This window comes from [Mycobacterium] manitobense, assembly GCF_025821665.1.
Lineage (GTDB): Bacteria > Actinomycetota > Actinomycetes > Mycobacteriales > Mycobacteriaceae > Mycobacterium > Mycobacterium arseniciresistens.
The window spans coordinates 39,779-54,580 of record NZ_JACKSJ010000019.1 but is presented as its reverse complement, the minus strand read 5'-3'; the positions used below and the strand labels follow the sequence as shown (position 1 = coordinate 54,580).

General features: G+C 70.2%; 12 protein-coding genes. 8 read left to right on the top strand and 4 right to left on the bottom strand.

Annotated elements, in window-relative coordinates; translation table 11 throughout:
- Positions 1-340: 340 nt before the first annotated feature.
- The 5 genes from H7I41_RS02145 (at position 341) to H7I41_RS02125 (ending at position 6,645) form a co-directional block, all read left to right on the top strand.
- On the top strand, positions 341-1,750 hold the full coding sequence (locus H7I41_RS02145; RefSeq protein WP_264010908.1) for a WS/DGAT/MGAT family O-acyltransferase: 1,410 nt from the start codon (positions 341-343) through the stop codon (positions 1,748-1,750).
- Between the two features lie 61 nt (positions 1,751-1,811).
- Positions 1,812-3,551 (top strand): BCCT family transporter, encoded by a 1,740-nt coding sequence (locus H7I41_RS02140; RefSeq protein ID WP_264010907.1) that lies wholly within the window; start codon positions 1,812-1,814, stop codon positions 3,549-3,551.
- Positions 3,552-3,565: 14 nt separating this feature from the next.
- The gene (locus H7I41_RS02135) at positions 3,566-4,063 is read left to right on the top strand and encodes a DUF6912 family protein (protein ID WP_264010906.1); all 498 of its coding nucleotides are present in this window, start codon (positions 3,566-3,568) and stop codon (positions 4,061-4,063) included.
- A gap of 62 nt (positions 4,064-4,125) precedes the next feature.
- Positions 4,126-5,292: a ferredoxin reductase gene (locus tag H7I41_RS02130; protein WP_264010905.1), complete on the top strand. Its 1,167-nt coding sequence runs from the start codon at positions 4,126-4,128 to the stop codon at positions 5,290-5,292.
- Between the two features lie 69 nt (positions 5,293-5,361).
- Positions 5,362-6,645: a fatty acid desaturase family protein gene (locus H7I41_RS02125; protein ID WP_264010904.1), complete on the top strand. Its 1,284-nt coding sequence runs from the start codon at positions 5,362-5,364 to the stop codon at positions 6,643-6,645.
- A 101-nt stretch (positions 6,646-6,746) separates the two neighbouring features.
- On the opposite strand, the gene H7I41_RS02120 is transcribed toward H7I41_RS02125, so the two are convergent.
- The 3 genes from H7I41_RS02120 to aroA form a co-directional block, all read right to left on the bottom strand.
- On the bottom strand, positions 6,747-7,595 hold the full coding sequence (locus H7I41_RS02120; protein WP_264010903.1) for an aldo/keto reductase: 849 nt from the start codon (positions 7,593-7,595) through the stop codon (positions 6,747-6,749).
- Positions 7,596-7,723: 128 nt separating this feature from the next.
- Positions 7,724-8,704 carry a ribosome small subunit-dependent GTPase A gene (gene rsgA, locus H7I41_RS02115; protein WP_264010902.1) on the bottom strand — a complete coding sequence of 327 codons (981 nt, stop codon included), beginning with the start codon at positions 8,702-8,704 and terminating at the stop codon, positions 7,724-7,726.
- Entirely contained in the window at positions 8,701-10,008 is a 1,308-nt protein-coding gene (aroA, locus tag H7I41_RS02110) for a 3-phosphoshikimate 1-carboxyvinyltransferase (protein ID WP_264010901.1), read from the bottom strand. Before aroA ends, rsgA begins: the two co-directional genes overlap by 4 nt.
- A gap of 114 nt (positions 10,009-10,122) precedes the next feature.
- Between aroA and H7I41_RS02105 the strand changes: the two genes are divergently transcribed.
- From H7I41_RS02105 to H7I41_RS02095, 3 genes are all read left to right on the top strand, one after another.
- A complete protein-coding gene (locus H7I41_RS02105) occupies positions 10,123-10,875 on the top strand; it encodes an SOS response-associated peptidase (RefSeq protein ID WP_264010900.1) in 753 nt (250 codons plus the stop codon).
- A gap of 56 nt (positions 10,876-10,931) precedes the next feature.
- On the top strand, positions 10,932-12,398 hold the full coding sequence (locus H7I41_RS02100; protein WP_264010911.1) for a DUF7782 domain-containing protein: 1,467 nt from the start codon (positions 10,932-10,934) through the stop codon (positions 12,396-12,398).
- A gap of 82 nt (positions 12,399-12,480) precedes the next feature.
- On the top strand, positions 12,481-14,004 hold the full coding sequence (locus H7I41_RS02095; protein ID WP_264010899.1) for an aldehyde dehydrogenase family protein: 1,524 nt from the start codon (positions 12,481-12,483) through the stop codon (positions 14,002-14,004).
- A 7-nt stretch (positions 14,005-14,011) separates the two neighbouring features.
- Here H7I41_RS02095 and H7I41_RS02090 read toward each other — a convergent pair whose 3' ends face one another.
- The gene (locus tag H7I41_RS02090; protein WP_264010898.1) at positions 14,012-14,791 is read right to left on the bottom strand and encodes a class I SAM-dependent methyltransferase; all 780 of its coding nucleotides are present in this window, start codon (positions 14,789-14,791) and stop codon (positions 14,012-14,014) included.
- Positions 14,792-14,802: the final 11 nt, after the last annotated feature.

Sequence of the window (14,802 nt, the reverse complement as noted above, 5' to 3'; positions counted from 1 at the left end):
GGCGGCCGGTGCGGGCCGCAGCGGCCGGGGAGTCCGCCGGTGCAACGCGGCGGGTGACGGCGGCGGGCACAGCCCGGTGACGGGTGCGGGCGCCGGCTCGTAGTCGATGACCGGTGAGGTGAATGAGCCGCGGGCGGCGGGGGAACGGGTGATGTGAGCGGGCATGGCGGACTCTCCTGATGCTCGACGTACGGATCGGCATCTGCTGGAGAGTCGCAGACCTTTCCATGGTCGCATGGTTCGCACCAGGCTGGATGCACCCGTGCTGCGAGGTCACAGATCGGCCGGATACGGTGGCGGTGACCGAGCAGCGACGGCCGAAGAGGGGGGATAGCGCCGAATGGTGACGAGGCTGTCGGCGCCCGACGCGACGTTCTTCCATTTGGAGAACACGGCCACCCCGATGTACGTCGGTTCGCTGTCGATCCTGCGCCGGCCCCGCAGCGGGTTGAGCTACGAGAGTCTGCTGGCCACGGTCGAACAGCGGCTGCCGCAGATCCCGCGATACCGGCAGAAGGTGCGCGAGGTCACCCTTGGCCTGGCCCGGCCGGTCTGGGTCGACGACCCCGATTTCGACATCACCTACCACATCAGGCGTTCGGCGCTGCCGTCGCCGGGCAGCGACGCCCAGCTGCACGACCTGGTCGCGCGCCTGGGTTCGCGACCGCTCGACAAGACGCGGCCACTCTGGGAGATGTACCTGGTCGAGGGCCTGACCAAGAACCGCGTCGCGATCTACACGAAGTCCCACCAGGCTCTGGTGAACGGGATGACCGCACTCGAGATCGGTCACGTGATCGTCGACCGGACGCAGAAGGCGCCCGAGTTCGGCGAGGACATCTGGATTCCGGCCCGCGAACCGAGTGACCGCCGGCTGCTGCTCGGTGCGGTGGGGGACTGGGTCACCCGGCCGACGGCGCAACTGGGTGCGGTGCGCGACGCGGTCACCGACGTGGCGACCAACGCCGGGCAACTCGTCGAGATGGGCCGCCGGTTCGCCGACGTGGCGCGCACCGTCGCCCGCGGCACCGCGCCGAACAGCCCGCTGAACACCCGGGTGTCCCGCAACCGCCGCTTCACCGTGGCCAGCCACGAGCTGGAGGACTACCGGCGGATGCGCGCCAGGTACGAGTGCAACATCAACGACATCCTGCTCGCCGTGGTTGCCGGCGCACTGCGTAACTGGCTGCTGTCCCGGGGGGAACCCGTCGGCCCCACCACGACGGTGCGCGCGATGGCCCCCATGTCGGTTTATCCGGACGCCGAGATCGACTCGGCCGGCCCGGGTCAGGCGATCAGCGAGGTGGCCCCGTTCCTGGTCGACCTTCCCGTCGGCGAGGGCAACGCCGTCGTGCGGCTGTCCCAGATCTCACACGCCACCGAGTCGCACCCGACGGCGGCCAGCCTGGTGGACGCCCGCACCATCGTCACGCTGTCGGGGTTCGCGCCACCCACGCTGCACGCCATGGGGATCCGGGTTGCGACGACGTTCTCGGCGCGGCAGTTCAACTTGCTCATCACCAACGTGCCGGGGGCGCAGAAACAGATGTACGTGGCGGGCACCAAGCTGCTCGAGACCTATGCCGTTCCGCCGCTGCTGCACAACCAGACGCTGTCGATCGGGGTGACCTCCTACAACGGCATGCTCTACTTCGGCATCAACGCCGACCGGGACGCGATGAGCGACGTCGACGTGCTTCCCGGTTTGCTGCGCGAGTCCCTCGATGAACTCTTGGAAGCCGCGCGGTAACCAGTTCGTAGCCTGCCGGGGAGTTGACGTGGTGGAGCCGAGGGGTTCTGATGAATTCACCATGACAATCAGCCCCGAGAAGAAGAAGTCCGAACGCGCCCGGCGGACGGTCGACCACGCGCTGCGGTCGCCCACCGGCGGTGCCATCCCGCACCCGATCCTCGACGTGGCGATCGACGAGGAGGCGCAGGCCAGGCGGATCGGCCTCGACTGGGTGGTGTTCGGCGTCACCGCCGCGCTGGCCATCGGCTTCCTGGTGTGGGGCGGGGTCAGCACCGCGACGCTGGCCGACGCCTCCAGCGGTGCGCTGAACTGGGTGCTGACCAACGTCGGCTGGTTCTTCGTGCTGACCGCGTCGGGATTCGTGCTGTTCGTCCTGTGGCTGGCGGTCAGCCGCTTCGGCAACATCCCGCTCGGCCGCGACGACGAGGAACCCGAGTTCCGCACCGTGTCGTGGATCGCCATGATGTTCAGCGCAGGCATGGGCATCGGGCTGATGTTCTACGGGGTCGCCGAACCGCTGACGCACTTCGTCACCCCGCCCCCGGGCACGGGCTCACCGGGCAACCAGGAGGCCGCGCAGACCGCGATGGCCACCACCCTCTTCCACTGGACGCTTCATCCCTGGGCCATCTACGCCGTCGTCGGCCTCGCGATCGCGTACGGCGTGTACCGCAAGGGCCGGTTCCAGCTCATCAGCGCCGCGTTCGAGCCCTTGATCGGAGCACGCGCCAACGGCGGCTGGGGCAAGGTCATCGACATGCTGGCGATCTTCGCCACGCTGTTCGGCTCGGCCGCCTCACTGGGCCTGGGCGCGCTGCAGATCAGCAAGGGTCTGCAGATCGTCGCGGGCATCGGCGAGACCGGCAACGCCGTGCTCATCGGCATCATCGCCGTGCTGACCGCGGCGTTCGTGCTCTCGGCGGTGTCGGGCGTGGCCAAGGGCATCCAGTGGCTGTCCAACATCAACATGGTGCTCGCCCTGGTGCTGGCGCTGTTCGTGTTCATCGTCGGTCCGACGGTGTTCATCCTCAACCTCATCCCGACGTCGGTGGGCAGTTACTTCCAGGAACTGGCCATGATGTCGGCGCGCACCGGCGCCGAGGGCGGCGAGGTGAACGCGTGGCTGGGTTCGTGGACGGTGTTCTACTGGGCGTGGTGGCTGTCCTGGACACCGTTCGTCGGCATGTTCATCGCCCGCATCTCACGCGGCCGGACCATCCGCCAGTTCGTCGCAGGCGTGCTGCTGGTGCCCAGCGTGGTCTCGCTGGTCTGGTTCTGCATCTTCGGTGGCGCCGCGATCCGGGAACAGCAGGAGGGCGTCGACGTGGTCGGCGACGGCAGCTCGGAGAGCCAGCTGTTCGGGCTGCTCGAGCAGTACCCGCTGGCCACCGTCGCCAGCGTGCTGGTGATGATCCTGGTCGCAATCTTCTTCGTCTCGGGCGCCGACGCGGCGTCGATCGTGATGGGGTCGCTGTCCGAGCGCGGCTGCATCGAGCCGTCCCGCAAGACCGTGGTGTTCTGGGGGGTGGCCACCGGAGCGGTGGCGGCGGTGATGCTCATCCTGGGCGGCTCGGACGCGCTGACCGGGTTGCAGACCATCACGATCATCGCGGCGGTGCCCTTCGTCGTGGTGATGGTGCTGCTGTGCGTCGCACTGGTCAAAGACCTGCGCCGGGACCCGATGATGGTCCGCAAGCAGTATGCCGAGGAGGCCGTGGAGGAGGCCGTCGTGCACGGTGTCACCGAACACGGCGACGACTTCATCATCTCCGTCGAGAAGGATCCGTCGAAGACATAGCTAGTGTCGGCGGAATGCGTGTGTACATTCCGTCGACCCTCGCCCTGCTGCAACAGCTCGTCGCCGACGGGTCGGTGCACGCCCGTAGCGGCACGGCCTTCGCGGTGACCCCGACACTGCGCGAGGCTTACGCCGAGGGCGACGACGACGAACTGGCCGAGGTGGCGCTGCGCGAGGCGGCGCTGGCGTCGCTGCGGCTGCTGTCCGGCCCGGACGGCGTGTCGGGACCGCCGCGCCGCGCGGTGCTGGTCGCCGACGTCCAGGACGCCACCGCCCGCCCCGACCTCGACGACGCGGTGGTGCGGCTCGCCGGCCCGGTGGCGCTGAGCGACGTGATCGCCGCCTACATCGACAACGCGGACGCCGAGGCGGCGGTGCGGCAGGCGGTCGGCGTGGTGGACGCGGCCGACCTGGGTGACGAGGACGCCGAACTGACGGTCGGCGACGCCCAGGATCACGATCTCGCGTGGTACGCGCCGCAGGAGTTGCCGTTCCTCCTCGAGCTGCTCTGAGGTGGTCCAGAGCTGAAGATCACACTGGATACGGAAGCGTAAGTTACGGTACCGTAGGTTTCATGGCCAAGAACACGATCAAGGTCGCGGCCAAAGGCGCCGACACGGTGCGCCCCGAGGTCGTCGGCGCCGAACGGCACCCCGGACTCCACGCGTTGCGCAAGCTCGTCGGACGCATCACCACGCCGCTGCTGCCGGACGATTATCTGCAGTTGGCGAATCCGCTGTGGTCGGCCCGCGAGCTGCGCGGCCGGGTGCTCGAGGTCCGCCGGGAGACCGAGGACTCCGCCACCCTGGTCATCAAGCCCGGTTGGGGCTTCTCCTTCGACTACCAGCCCGGGCAGTACATCGGCATCGGGCTGCTCGTCGACGGTCGCTGGCGGTGGCGCTCGTACTCGCTGACGTCGAGCCCGGTCACCGGGGCCGGCAAGCCGGCGATCGCGGGCCGCTCCGGGAAGATCATCACCATCACCGTCAAAGCGATGCCCGAGGGGTTCCTGTCGACACACCTCGTCGGCGGGGTGGCGCCGGGCACGATCGTGCGACTGGCCGCGCCGCAGGGCAACTTCGTGATGCCCGACCCGGCGCCGGCGTCGGTGTTGTTCATCACCGGCGGCTCCGGCGTCACGCCGGTGATGTCGATGCTGCGGACGCTGGCCCGCCGCGATCAGATCACCGACGTCGTCCACCTGCACTCCGCCCCCACCGAGGCCGACGTGTTGTTCGGCGCGGAACTGGCCGAGCTGCAGCGCACCCATCCGGGGTACCGGCTGACGTTGCGGGCCACCCGCACGCAGGGCCGGCTGGACCTGGGTCGGCTGTCCGACGAGGTGCCCGACTGGCGTGACCGCCAGACATGGGCCTGCGGACCGGAGGGCATGCTCAGCGACGCCGAGAAGATGTGGTCGGCCGCGGGCGTCGACGACCGGCTGCACCTGGAGCGGTTCGCGGCGGTGCGCACCGCGGTGCACGGTGACGGCGGCTCGGTGGCCTTCGCCCGCAGCGGGAAGACCGTCCGGGTGGACGCCGCGACGTCGCTGATGGACGCGGGGGAGAAGGCCGGGATCCAGATGCCGTTCGGCTGCCGGATGGGCATCTGTCAGTCCTGCGTCGTCGGCCTGGTCGACGGATATGTCCGCGACCTGCGCACCGGCGTCGAGCACGAGCCGGGTACCCGGGTGCAGACGTGCATCTCCGCGGCATCCGGCGACTGCACACTGGACGTTTAGTCGTTACTGGCTGGTAACCTACGGGATCGTAGGTTACGCTAGCGTAGGTACCACGAAAGGAGGCACACGATGGCAATCACGGACGTACCGGCATTCGCGCACCTGACCGAAGCCGACATAGACAATCTGGCTCTCGAGCTCGACACGATCCGACAGGACATCGAAGACTCCCGGGGTGAGCGCGACTCGCGCTACATCCGGCGCACCATCGCCGCGCAGCGCGCCCTCGAAGTGGCCGCCCGCCTGACGCTGGCCGCGAGTTCGAAGCGTTCCGCCTGGTGGGCCGGCACCGCCGCCCTGGGCGTGGCCAAGATCATCGAGAACATGGAGATCGGCCACAACGTCATGCACGGCCAGTGGGACTGGATGAACGATCCGGAGATCCACTCGTCGACGTGGGAGTGGGATATGGGCGGGGCCTCCAAGCATTGGCGGTTCACCCACAACTTCATGCATCACAAGTACACCAACATCCTCGGCATGGACGACGATGTGGGCTACGGCCTGCTGCGCGTCACCCGGGATGCGAAGTGGAAGCCGTTCAACCTCGGCAACGTGCTGTACAACACCATCCTCGCGCTCGGTTTCGAGTGGGGCGTCGGTCTGCAGCACGTCGAGCTCGGCAAGATCTACAAGGGCCGCGACGACCGGGACGAGAGCAAGATCCGGGCGCGGGAGTTCGCCGTCAAGGCGGGCGCCCAGCTGGCCAAGGACTACGTCGCCTACCCGGCGCTGACCTCGCTGTCGCCCGGCGCGACCTACCGGTCGACGCTGACGGCGAATGCGGTGGCGAACGTGATCCGCAACGTCTGGTCGAATGCCGTGATCTTCTGCGGCCACTTCCCCGACGGCGCAGAGAAGTTCACCAAGACCGACATGGTCGGCGAGACCAAGGGTCAGTGGTACCTGCGCCAGATGCTGGGCAGTGCCAACTTCGAGAACGGCCCGGTGCTGCGCTTCATGAGCGGCAACCTCTGCCACCAGATCGAGCACCACCTGTACCCGGACCTGCCGAGCAACCGGTTGCACGAGATCTCGATCCGCGTGAAGGAGATCTGCGACAAGTACGACCTGCCCTACACCACGGGTTCGTTCCTGGTGCAGTACGGCAAGACGTGGCGCACCATCGCCAAGCTGTCGCTGCCGGACAAGTACCTGCGCGACACCGCCGACAACGCTCCAGAGACCCGCAGCGAGCGGATGTTCACCGAGCTCGAATCCGGTTTCGCCGGAACGGATCCCGAGACCGGGCGTCGTCGCGGGCTGAAGACCGCCATCGCGACCGTGCGGTCGTGGCGGCGCGACAGGCGCGCAGCGAAGGCCGTCGAGGCCGAGGCCCGACAGGCCGCCTGACCTACCTCACGTCAACGAGACTGCGGGGAGATCGCGATTCCGAGTGAATCGTCGACCTCCCCGCAGTTTCGTCGTGTGTGCGCGGCTCCGGGCGGGCCCGGTCAGTCCGGCACGTAATCGAATTCGCTCGGGTTCGGGCCCAGCCGCCCGTCCTCGCCGTTGTCGAGCGCGCTCAGCGCATCGACGTCGGCCTCGCCCAGTTCGAAGTCGAACAGCGCGAAGTTCTGCTCGATGCGTTCGGGCGTCACCGATTTCGGGAACACGATGTCGCCGCGCTGGATGTGCCAGCGCAGCACCACCTGGGCCGGCGTCCTGCCCGTCGCCTCGGCGATCCGCGTGACCACCGGGTCGTCGAGCACCTTGCCCTGCGCGATGGGCGACCATGCCTCGGTCGCGATGTGGTGCTCGTTGCCGTACGCCCGCACCGCGTCGTTGGTGAAGTACGGATGCACCTCGATCTGGTTGACGACCGGAGTCGTGTCGGTCTCCCGCGCAAGCCGTTCGAGATGGTCGATCTGGAAGTTCGACACCCCGATGCTGCGCGCGCGGCCATCCTTCTTGAACTCCTCGAGGGTCTGCCAGGTCGACACGTAGTCACCGTCGTAGAGGGTCGGCAACGGCCAGTGGATGAGGAACAGGTCGACGTAGTCGAAGCCCAGCGCCTCCAGCGTGCCGTCGAAGGCGCGGCGCGCGTCGTCGGGCCGGTGGAAGCCGTTGTTCAGCTTGCTGGTGATGTACACCTCGCTGCGGTCGATGCCGGAATCGCGGACGCCCTGCCCGACGCCCCGCTCGTTCTGGTACATCTCCGCGGTGTCGATGTGCCGGTAGCCGATCTCCAGCGCGGTGCGGACCGCGCCTGCGGTCTCGTCCGGTTCGATCTGGTACACCCCGAAGCCCAGCTGCGGGATGTGCGTGCCGTTGTTCAGCGAGATGGTGGGAACAGTACTCACAGGAGGATCTCCTCAGGATCGGGTCAAGGTCTGCTGACGGGGTGCCCACTGAGGCAACCGCGCACACACCGCCGGGCATCCGTCACCGGGCTGTCAGCACGCTGTGAATCCCCCGGTTCCGAACTGGGTCAGGCGTCCTTGAGGGCGGCGAGCAGACGGCGCGCCGCGCTCACCCGGTCGGCGGCCGGGCCGGTCAGGGCGTCCAGTGCGCACCCGGGGTCGGCGGGCGGACCCATGTGGCGGCACCCACGGGGGCAGTCGGCGATGGCCTCGGCCAGGTCGGCGAACGCCAGCAGCACGTCTTCGGGCGCAATGTGCGCCAGGCCGAACGAGCGCACCCCGGGGGTGTCGACCACCCAGCCGGATTCGGCCAGCGGCAACGCGATCGACTGGGTCGAGGTGTGTCTGCCCTTCCCGACGCCGGACACCACGCCGATCGCCCGGTGCGCGTCCGGCACCAGTCGATTCACCAGCGTCGACTTGCCGACCCCGGAGTGGCCGAGCAGCACGGTGACCGCGCCGGTCAGCAGGGGAGCGACGACGTCGAGCGGATCGTCACGACCGGCGGTCACGACGGTGAGGTCCAGCCCGGCGAACTGGGCGGCGAACGGCTCCGGCGGCGCGAGGTCGGACTTGGTCAGGCAGAGGATCGGCCGCAGGCCGCCGGCGTACGCGGCGATCAGCGACCGCTCGACGAAGCCGGTGCGCGGCGGCGGATCGGCCAGCGCCACCACCACGAGCAGCTGGTCGGCGTTGGCGACCACCACCCGCTCGGTCGGGTCGGTGTCATCGGCGGTGCGACGCAACACTGTTCGGCGTTCGCTGCGGCGGACGATGCGGGCCAGGCTGTCGGGCCGCCCGCTCAGGTCGCCCACCACGTCCACGTCGTCGCCGACGACGATCGGGGTCCGGCCCAGTTCGCGTGCCCGCATCGCGGTCACGGTGCGGTCCGGATCGCCGTCGAGCGCGCAGCCCCATCGGCCGCGGTCGACGGTCACCACCATCGCGTTGCGCGCATCGGCGTGGTCCGGGCGGGTCTTCGTCCGCGGTCGCGAGCCCCGACCCGGTCTGATCCGGACGTCGGACTCGTCGTACTCGCGAGGGCTCAACTACCTGCCTCGGGCCCGATGGTCTGGCCGGCCAGCATGTCCGCCCACAGCTGCGGGAACTCCGGCAGCGTCTTGGCGGTGGTGGCGATGTCCTCCACCTCCACGCCCGGTGTGCGCAGACCGACGATGGCGCCCGCCATCGCCATCCGGTGGTCGGCATAGGAGTGCCAGGTGCCGCCGTGCAGCGGCACGGCCGTGATCACCAGGCCGTCGTCGGTCTCCTCGCACCGCCCGCCGAGGCCGTTGATCTCGTTCGACAACGCCGCCAACCGGTCGGTCTCGTGGCCGCGCAGGTGGGCGACGCCGCGAAGCCGCGACTCCGAGCCGGGGGTGGCCAGCGCCGCCAGCGCGGCCATCGTGGGGGTCAGTTCGCCGACCTCGTGCAGGTCCACCTCGAACCCGCCGAACTGGCTGCCGCCCTGCACCTCCAGATAGGCATCGCCGTGGCGGACCGTCGCCCCGAGCTTCTGCAGGATCGCCAGGATGACGCCTGCCGGCTGGATGCTGAACTGCGGCCACCCCGTCACGCGCACGGCGCCGCCGCTGACCACCGCGGCCGACAGGAACGGGACAGCATTCGACAGGTCCGGCTCGATGACCCACCGCCGTGCGGCGACCGGTCCCGGCCGCACCCGCCAGCGCAACCGCTCGGTGTCGTCGACCTCCACCCCGGCGTCACGCAGCATCGCCACCGTCATCCCGATGTGGGGCGCCGACGGCACCGACTCACCGGTGTGCACGACGGTCAGGCCGTCGGTGAACGCCGCGCCCGACAGCAGCAACCCCGAGACGAACTGCGACGACGCCGACGCGTCGATCTCCACCGTGCCGCCGGCCACCGAACCACCGCCCGACACCTGGAACGGCAGGCCGTCGCCGTCGACCCCGACACCGAGGGCGCGCAGCCCGTCGAGCAGCGGGGCGATCGGCCGGGCGCGAGCCTGTTCGTCGCCGTCGAACGTGACCGTCTGCGTGCCCAGCGCCGCGAGTGGGGGCACGAAACGCAGCACGGTGCCGGCCAGGCCGCAGTCCACTCGCGCTCCGGCGGCGGGCGCGATTGCCCCGCCGACGACCAGCTCGGTGAGGTCACCGCCGACCGGCTCCACCGTGACGCCGAGGGTCTGCAGCGCGCCGATCATCAGGTCGGTGTCGCGGCTGCGCAGCGCGCCGCTGATCGTCGACGAACCCTGCGGGGTGGCCAGCGCGGCCAGCAGCAGTGCGCGGTTGGTCAGGGACTTCGAGCCCGGAACGGTGACCGTCGCATGGACCGGGCTGGGCGTCGACGGTGCCGGCCAGTTGCTCACGACTCACCATCCTGCCCTGTCGGTGACCGGCGGCCAAAGGCTCACCCGGACCATCGCGGCGCGGATCCCGTTCTGCCGGCCCTGCTGTCGGCGTCTTCTGCCAGTATCGAAGGCATGTGTGGACGATTCGCCGTGACCACCGATCCCGCGCTGCTGGCCCAGAAGATCGAGGCGATCGACGAGGCCACGTCGGCGGCCAAGGACACGGGCGGCCCGAACTTCAACGTCGCGCCGACCACCACCATCAGCACCGTCGTCAAGCGGCACACCGACCCCGAGGACGAGTCGACACGGCGCGTGCGCCTGATGCGGTGGGGCCTGATCCCGCCATGGGTGAAGACCACCGAGGACGGCGCCCCCGACAACAAGGGCCCGCTGCTGATCAACGCACGGTCGGAGAAGGTGACCAGTTCGCCGGCGTTCCGCAACTCGGCGAAGAACAAGCGTTGCCTGGTGCCGATGGACGGCTGGTACGAGTGGCGGGGCGAGAAGGGCGCGAAGACGCCGTTCTACATGTACGGCGGCGACGGGGAGCTGCTGTACATGGCGGGACTGTGGTCCACCTGGCGGCCGAAGGAGGCGCCCGAGGACGCACCGCCCCTTCTCAGCTGCACGATCATCACCACCGACGCGGCAGGCCCGCTGGCCGAGATCCACGACCGGATGCCGCTGACGATCAGCCGCGCCGACTGGGACCGCTGGCTCGACCCCGACGCCGCGGTCGACGAGGGGCTGCTGCGCGGCCACGGCGACCTCGACCGCATCGAGATCCGGGAGGTGTCCCGGCTGGTGAACAGCGTCCGAAACAACGGCCCGGAGCTGATCGAACCCGCCAAGCCCGAACCCGAGCAGGCGACGCTGCTTTGACGGGGCCCTCCGCCCCGCTGCGCGACACCGCTGTCGTCGATGCCCTCGCGGCCGACATGCGGGCGGCGGAGTACACCACCGACGGGGTGACCGACCTGCTTGGCGCCGATGCGGGCGCGGCGTTCAGCAGGGGACAGTGGTGGTCGGCGCTGCGCGCCACCGACCGGGCCGCGCCGGACCGGCAACCACTCGCCGTGCTGGTGCGGCTGTTCCTGCTCGGCGCCGACGAACCCCCCGACCGCGTCGCGCTCGCGCTGCCCACCGCCGGCGTCGATGCGATGGTCGCCGCCGGCGTGCTCGAGTCCACGCCGCACGGAGCCCTGCGCGCCGCACTGGACATCCGGCCGCACGGTGACGGCGCCCGCGACTTGCTGGTGATCTCGGATCTGGATGCGGCGGTGCGCCCGGGACCGGTGCGCCGCGATCACGTCCTCGGCATCGGCGGCGCGTCGGTCTCGCTGGCCCACGCGGTGATCCGCACACCCGTCGGGCGGGCTCTCGATCTCGGCACCGGCTGCGGCATCCAGGCACTGCACCTCGACGCGCACTGTGACGCCGTCGTCGCCACCGACACGAACGCGCGGGCGCTCGCGCTGGCCGCGGCGACCGCGCGCCTCAACGGCGTGTCGTGGGATCTGCGGCAGGGCAGCATGTTCGAACCGGTGGCCGGTGAGCGCTTCGACCTGATCGTGTCGAATCCGCCGTTCGTGGTGGGCGCCGGGGCGCTGGACTACCAGTACCGCGACTCCGGGATGGCCGGCGACGCGTTGTGCCGCACGCTCGTCGAACAGGCCGGTGACCACCTCGAGCCGGGCGGCACCGCGCAGATCATGGCCAACTGGATCGTGCGTGACGGCGGCGGGGACGGGGCGTGGCGCGACCGGGTGCGCGGGTGGCTGGCCGGCACCGGCCTGCACGCCTGGGTGGTGCAGCGGGAATTCGCCGACCCGGTCAGTTACGTCTCGCTGTGGACCTCGGATGCGGGGGAGCTGCCCGAGGAGGCGGCGCGCCGCGGCGGTCAGTGGCTGGACTGGTTCGGCGACCAGGGCATCGCCGGGATCGGCATGGGCATGATCACGCTGCGGGCGCCGCGGGCCGGTGAGCGCCGCCCGCCCGACCACGTGCTCGAGGAGATCACCGGCGCCGACGAGGCTCTCACCGGCCCCGAGGTCGAGGCGTTCTTCGCACGCCGCGAGTACCTGCACCACACCACCGACGAGCAGCTGCTGGCGGCCCGGCTCACCACGGCGCCGGTGCTGCTGGAGGAGCACTCACTGCCCGGCGCCGACGGCTGGCAGGTGGTCGGCGCCGCGGTGCGCAGACCCGGCGGGCCCGCCGCGGTCCTCGGGGTCGACGAGGTGTCCCGGGCACTGCTGGCGGGCTGTCGCGGCGAGGTGCCGCTGGGCACGCTGATCGAGCTGCTGGCCGCGTTTCACGGCGTCGAGGCCGATGCACTCGCGGCGGCCGCGCTGCCGGTGGTGCGGGAGGCGGTCGGCCGCGGAATCCTCTATGAGGCGCACTGAGAGATCGCGGGGGCGAAATCAGCGAAAAACTGACGTAGTGGATGGGCTGTCGCCGGCCGGGCGTCGGTGTGATGCTCTTCACATGACCGATCTCGCTTCGCGGCCCGATGTCGCCGTCATCGACGTACGCAACCCGGCCAACGGCCGAACCGTCGGCACGGTGCCGATCCACTCCGCCGAGACCGTCGCCGCCCGGGCGCGCGAGCTGCGCGCGGCGCAACCCGAGTGGGAGGCGATGGGCCCGCGCGGGCGCAAACGCTGGCTGCTCGCATTCCAGGAGTGGGTTCTCGACAACGCCGAGCGACTCGCCGACGTGCTGCAGTCCGAAACCGGGAAGACCCGTGCGGACGCGAGCGCCGAACCGACGTGTGTGGCCGACTCGCTGAACTACTGGGGCGGGCACGCCGAGCGGTTCCTCGCCGACGAGCGGCCTGCGTCGCTGAACCCGTTGACCATCACCAAGAAGCTCACGACGGTGTACCGCCCGTATCCGGTCATCGGCGTGATCACGCCGTGGAACTTCCCGTTCGTGATGCCCGGGATGGACGTGATACCCGCGCTGGCCGCAGGGGCCGCCGTGCTGCTCAAGCCGTCGGAGGTGACGCCGCTGTCGGCCGTCGAGTTCGCCCGCGGCTGGGCCGAGGTCGGTGCGCCGCCGGTGCTCGCCGTGTGCACCGGACTCGGCGAGACCGGCGCCGCGCTGATCGACAACGTCGACTATCTCCAGTTCACCGGCTCGACCGCGACCGGACGCAAGGTCGCCGCCGCATGTGCCGAGCGCCTGCTGCCCTTCAGCCTCGAGCTCGGCGGCAAGGACCCCGCCGTGGTGCTGGCCGACGCGGACCTCGAACGGGCGGCCAACGGCATCGCCTGGGGCGGCCTGTTCAACTCCGGGCAGGTGTGCGTCTCGGTCGAGCGCGTCTACGTCGAGGCACCGGTGTACGACGCCTTCGTCTCCCGGCTCGCGCAGACGGTGAGCGGCCTGCGTCAGGGTGAGGACGACCGCGGATACCGCTTCGATGTGGGCGCACTGGCCACCGCGGCCCAGCGCGACATCGTGGCGCGCCACGTCGACTCCGCGGTGGCCGCGGGCGCGCGGGTGCTGACCGGCGGCAAGCCGACCGGTGTGGGCACCTTCTTCGAACCGACCGTGCTGGTGGACGTCGACCACTCGATGGCGTGCATGACCGAAGAGACGTTCGGACCGACCCTGCCGGTGATGAAGGTCGCCGACGAGGACGAGGCCGTCCGCCTGGCCAACGACTCGCCCTACGGGCTGTCGGCGACGGTGTGGACCGCCGACCTCGAGCGCGGTGAACGCATCGCCCGCCGCCTCGACGCCGGAGCGGTCAACATCAACGACGCGATGTCCAACGTCTTCTCCTATGCGGTGCCGATGGGCGGATGGAAGAACTCCGGAGTCGGCGCCCGCTACGGCGGCGCTGCCGGTGTGCTCAAATACTGTCGGCCACAGGCGATCACGACGCCGCGCATGCCGACGCCGAAGAAAGAGCTGATCTGGTATCCGGTTTCGCGGCGACGGAGCCGGTTCGCCTTCGGCATGGTCCGCGCAGCAGCCGCCCGCGGCAGGCGCCGGCTCGGCTGAGCGGCGGTCACCCCCGCCGCAGGGCGCTCACCACGACGTAGGGCGAGGTGAACGTCACCGTGCCCGAGGAGTCCACGTGCTCGCGCAGGGCGGCCTCGAACGCGGCGCCCAGCCGCTCGCGCTGCGCGTCGTCGACCCGACGGAACGTCTCGACGTGCATCGGGGACTCCTCGCGCAGGAAATGCATTGCCGCGTCCAGGGATTCGAACTCCCAGGTGTGCCGTGCCCGCCGGATTTCGACGGCGTCACAGCCGGATGCGAGGCGGTCGGCGATGGTTTCCTCGTCGCCCCACTGGTCGGGCGAGAACCCCGACCGCTCGGGCGGGCCGAGCACCTCGACCACCGGGTCGAACAGCGGGTTGTGCGTGTCGCGCACCCACGACGAGAACGCGAACACGCCGCCGCCGCGGAGCAGCCGGTTCACCTCGGCGACCAGGCGGTCGGGGTCGACGAAGATGATGCCCATGTTGGACACCACTGCGTCGAACGACGCGGCGGGCAGCCCCGTGTCGGACGCGTCGCCGGTCCGCCAGTCCACCGCACCGTCGGTGTCGTGCCGTGCGGCGATGGCGACGAGGTCCGGCGTGATGTCCACACCGGTCACCTGCGCGCCGCGGGCGGCGGCCGTCAACGCCGCGTTGCCGGTGCCGCAGGCGAGGTCCAGCAGCGCCGTCCCGGCCAGCGGGCGTCGCCGGTCGACGGCCTCCACCACCTCCCCGGCGATGTGCGCGATGCGCTGGGCAACGGCTTCGTAGCGGCCGGCTGACCACATCGTCGGCGAAGACATCGCACCAGCGT

Bases quoted from the DNA above. Each gene is read 5' to 3' on its own strand.
- H7I41_RS02145 (WP_264010908.1), top strand. From the start codon at position 341: ATGGTGACGAGGCTGTCGGCGCCCGACGCGACGTTCTTCCATTTGGAG.
- H7I41_RS02140 (WP_264010907.1), top strand. From the start codon at position 1,812: ATGACAATCAGCCCCGAGAAGAAGAAGTCCGAACGCGCCCGGCGGACG.
- H7I41_RS02135 (WP_264010906.1), top strand. From the start codon at position 3,566: ATGCGTGTGTACATTCCGTCGACCCTCGCCCTGCTGCAACAGCTCGTC.
- H7I41_RS02130 (WP_264010905.1), top strand. From the start codon at position 4,126: ATGGCCAAGAACACGATCAAGGTCGCGGCCAAAGGCGCCGACACGGTG.
- H7I41_RS02125 (WP_264010904.1), top strand. From the start codon at position 5,362: ATGGCAATCACGGACGTACCGGCATTCGCGCACCTGACCGAAGCCGAC.
- H7I41_RS02105 (WP_264010900.1), top strand. From the start codon at position 10,123: ATGTGTGGACGATTCGCCGTGACCACCGATCCCGCGCTGCTGGCCCAG.
- H7I41_RS02100 (WP_264010911.1), top strand. From the start codon at position 10,932: ATGCGGGCGGCGGAGTACACCACCGACGGGGTGACCGACCTGCTTGGC.
- H7I41_RS02095 (WP_264010899.1), top strand. From the start codon at position 12,481: ATGACCGATCTCGCTTCGCGGCCCGATGTCGCCGTCATCGACGTACGC.
- H7I41_RS02090 (WP_264010898.1), bottom strand. From the start codon at position 14,791: ATGTCTTCGCCGACGATGTGGTCAGCCGGCCGCTACGAAGCCGTTGCC.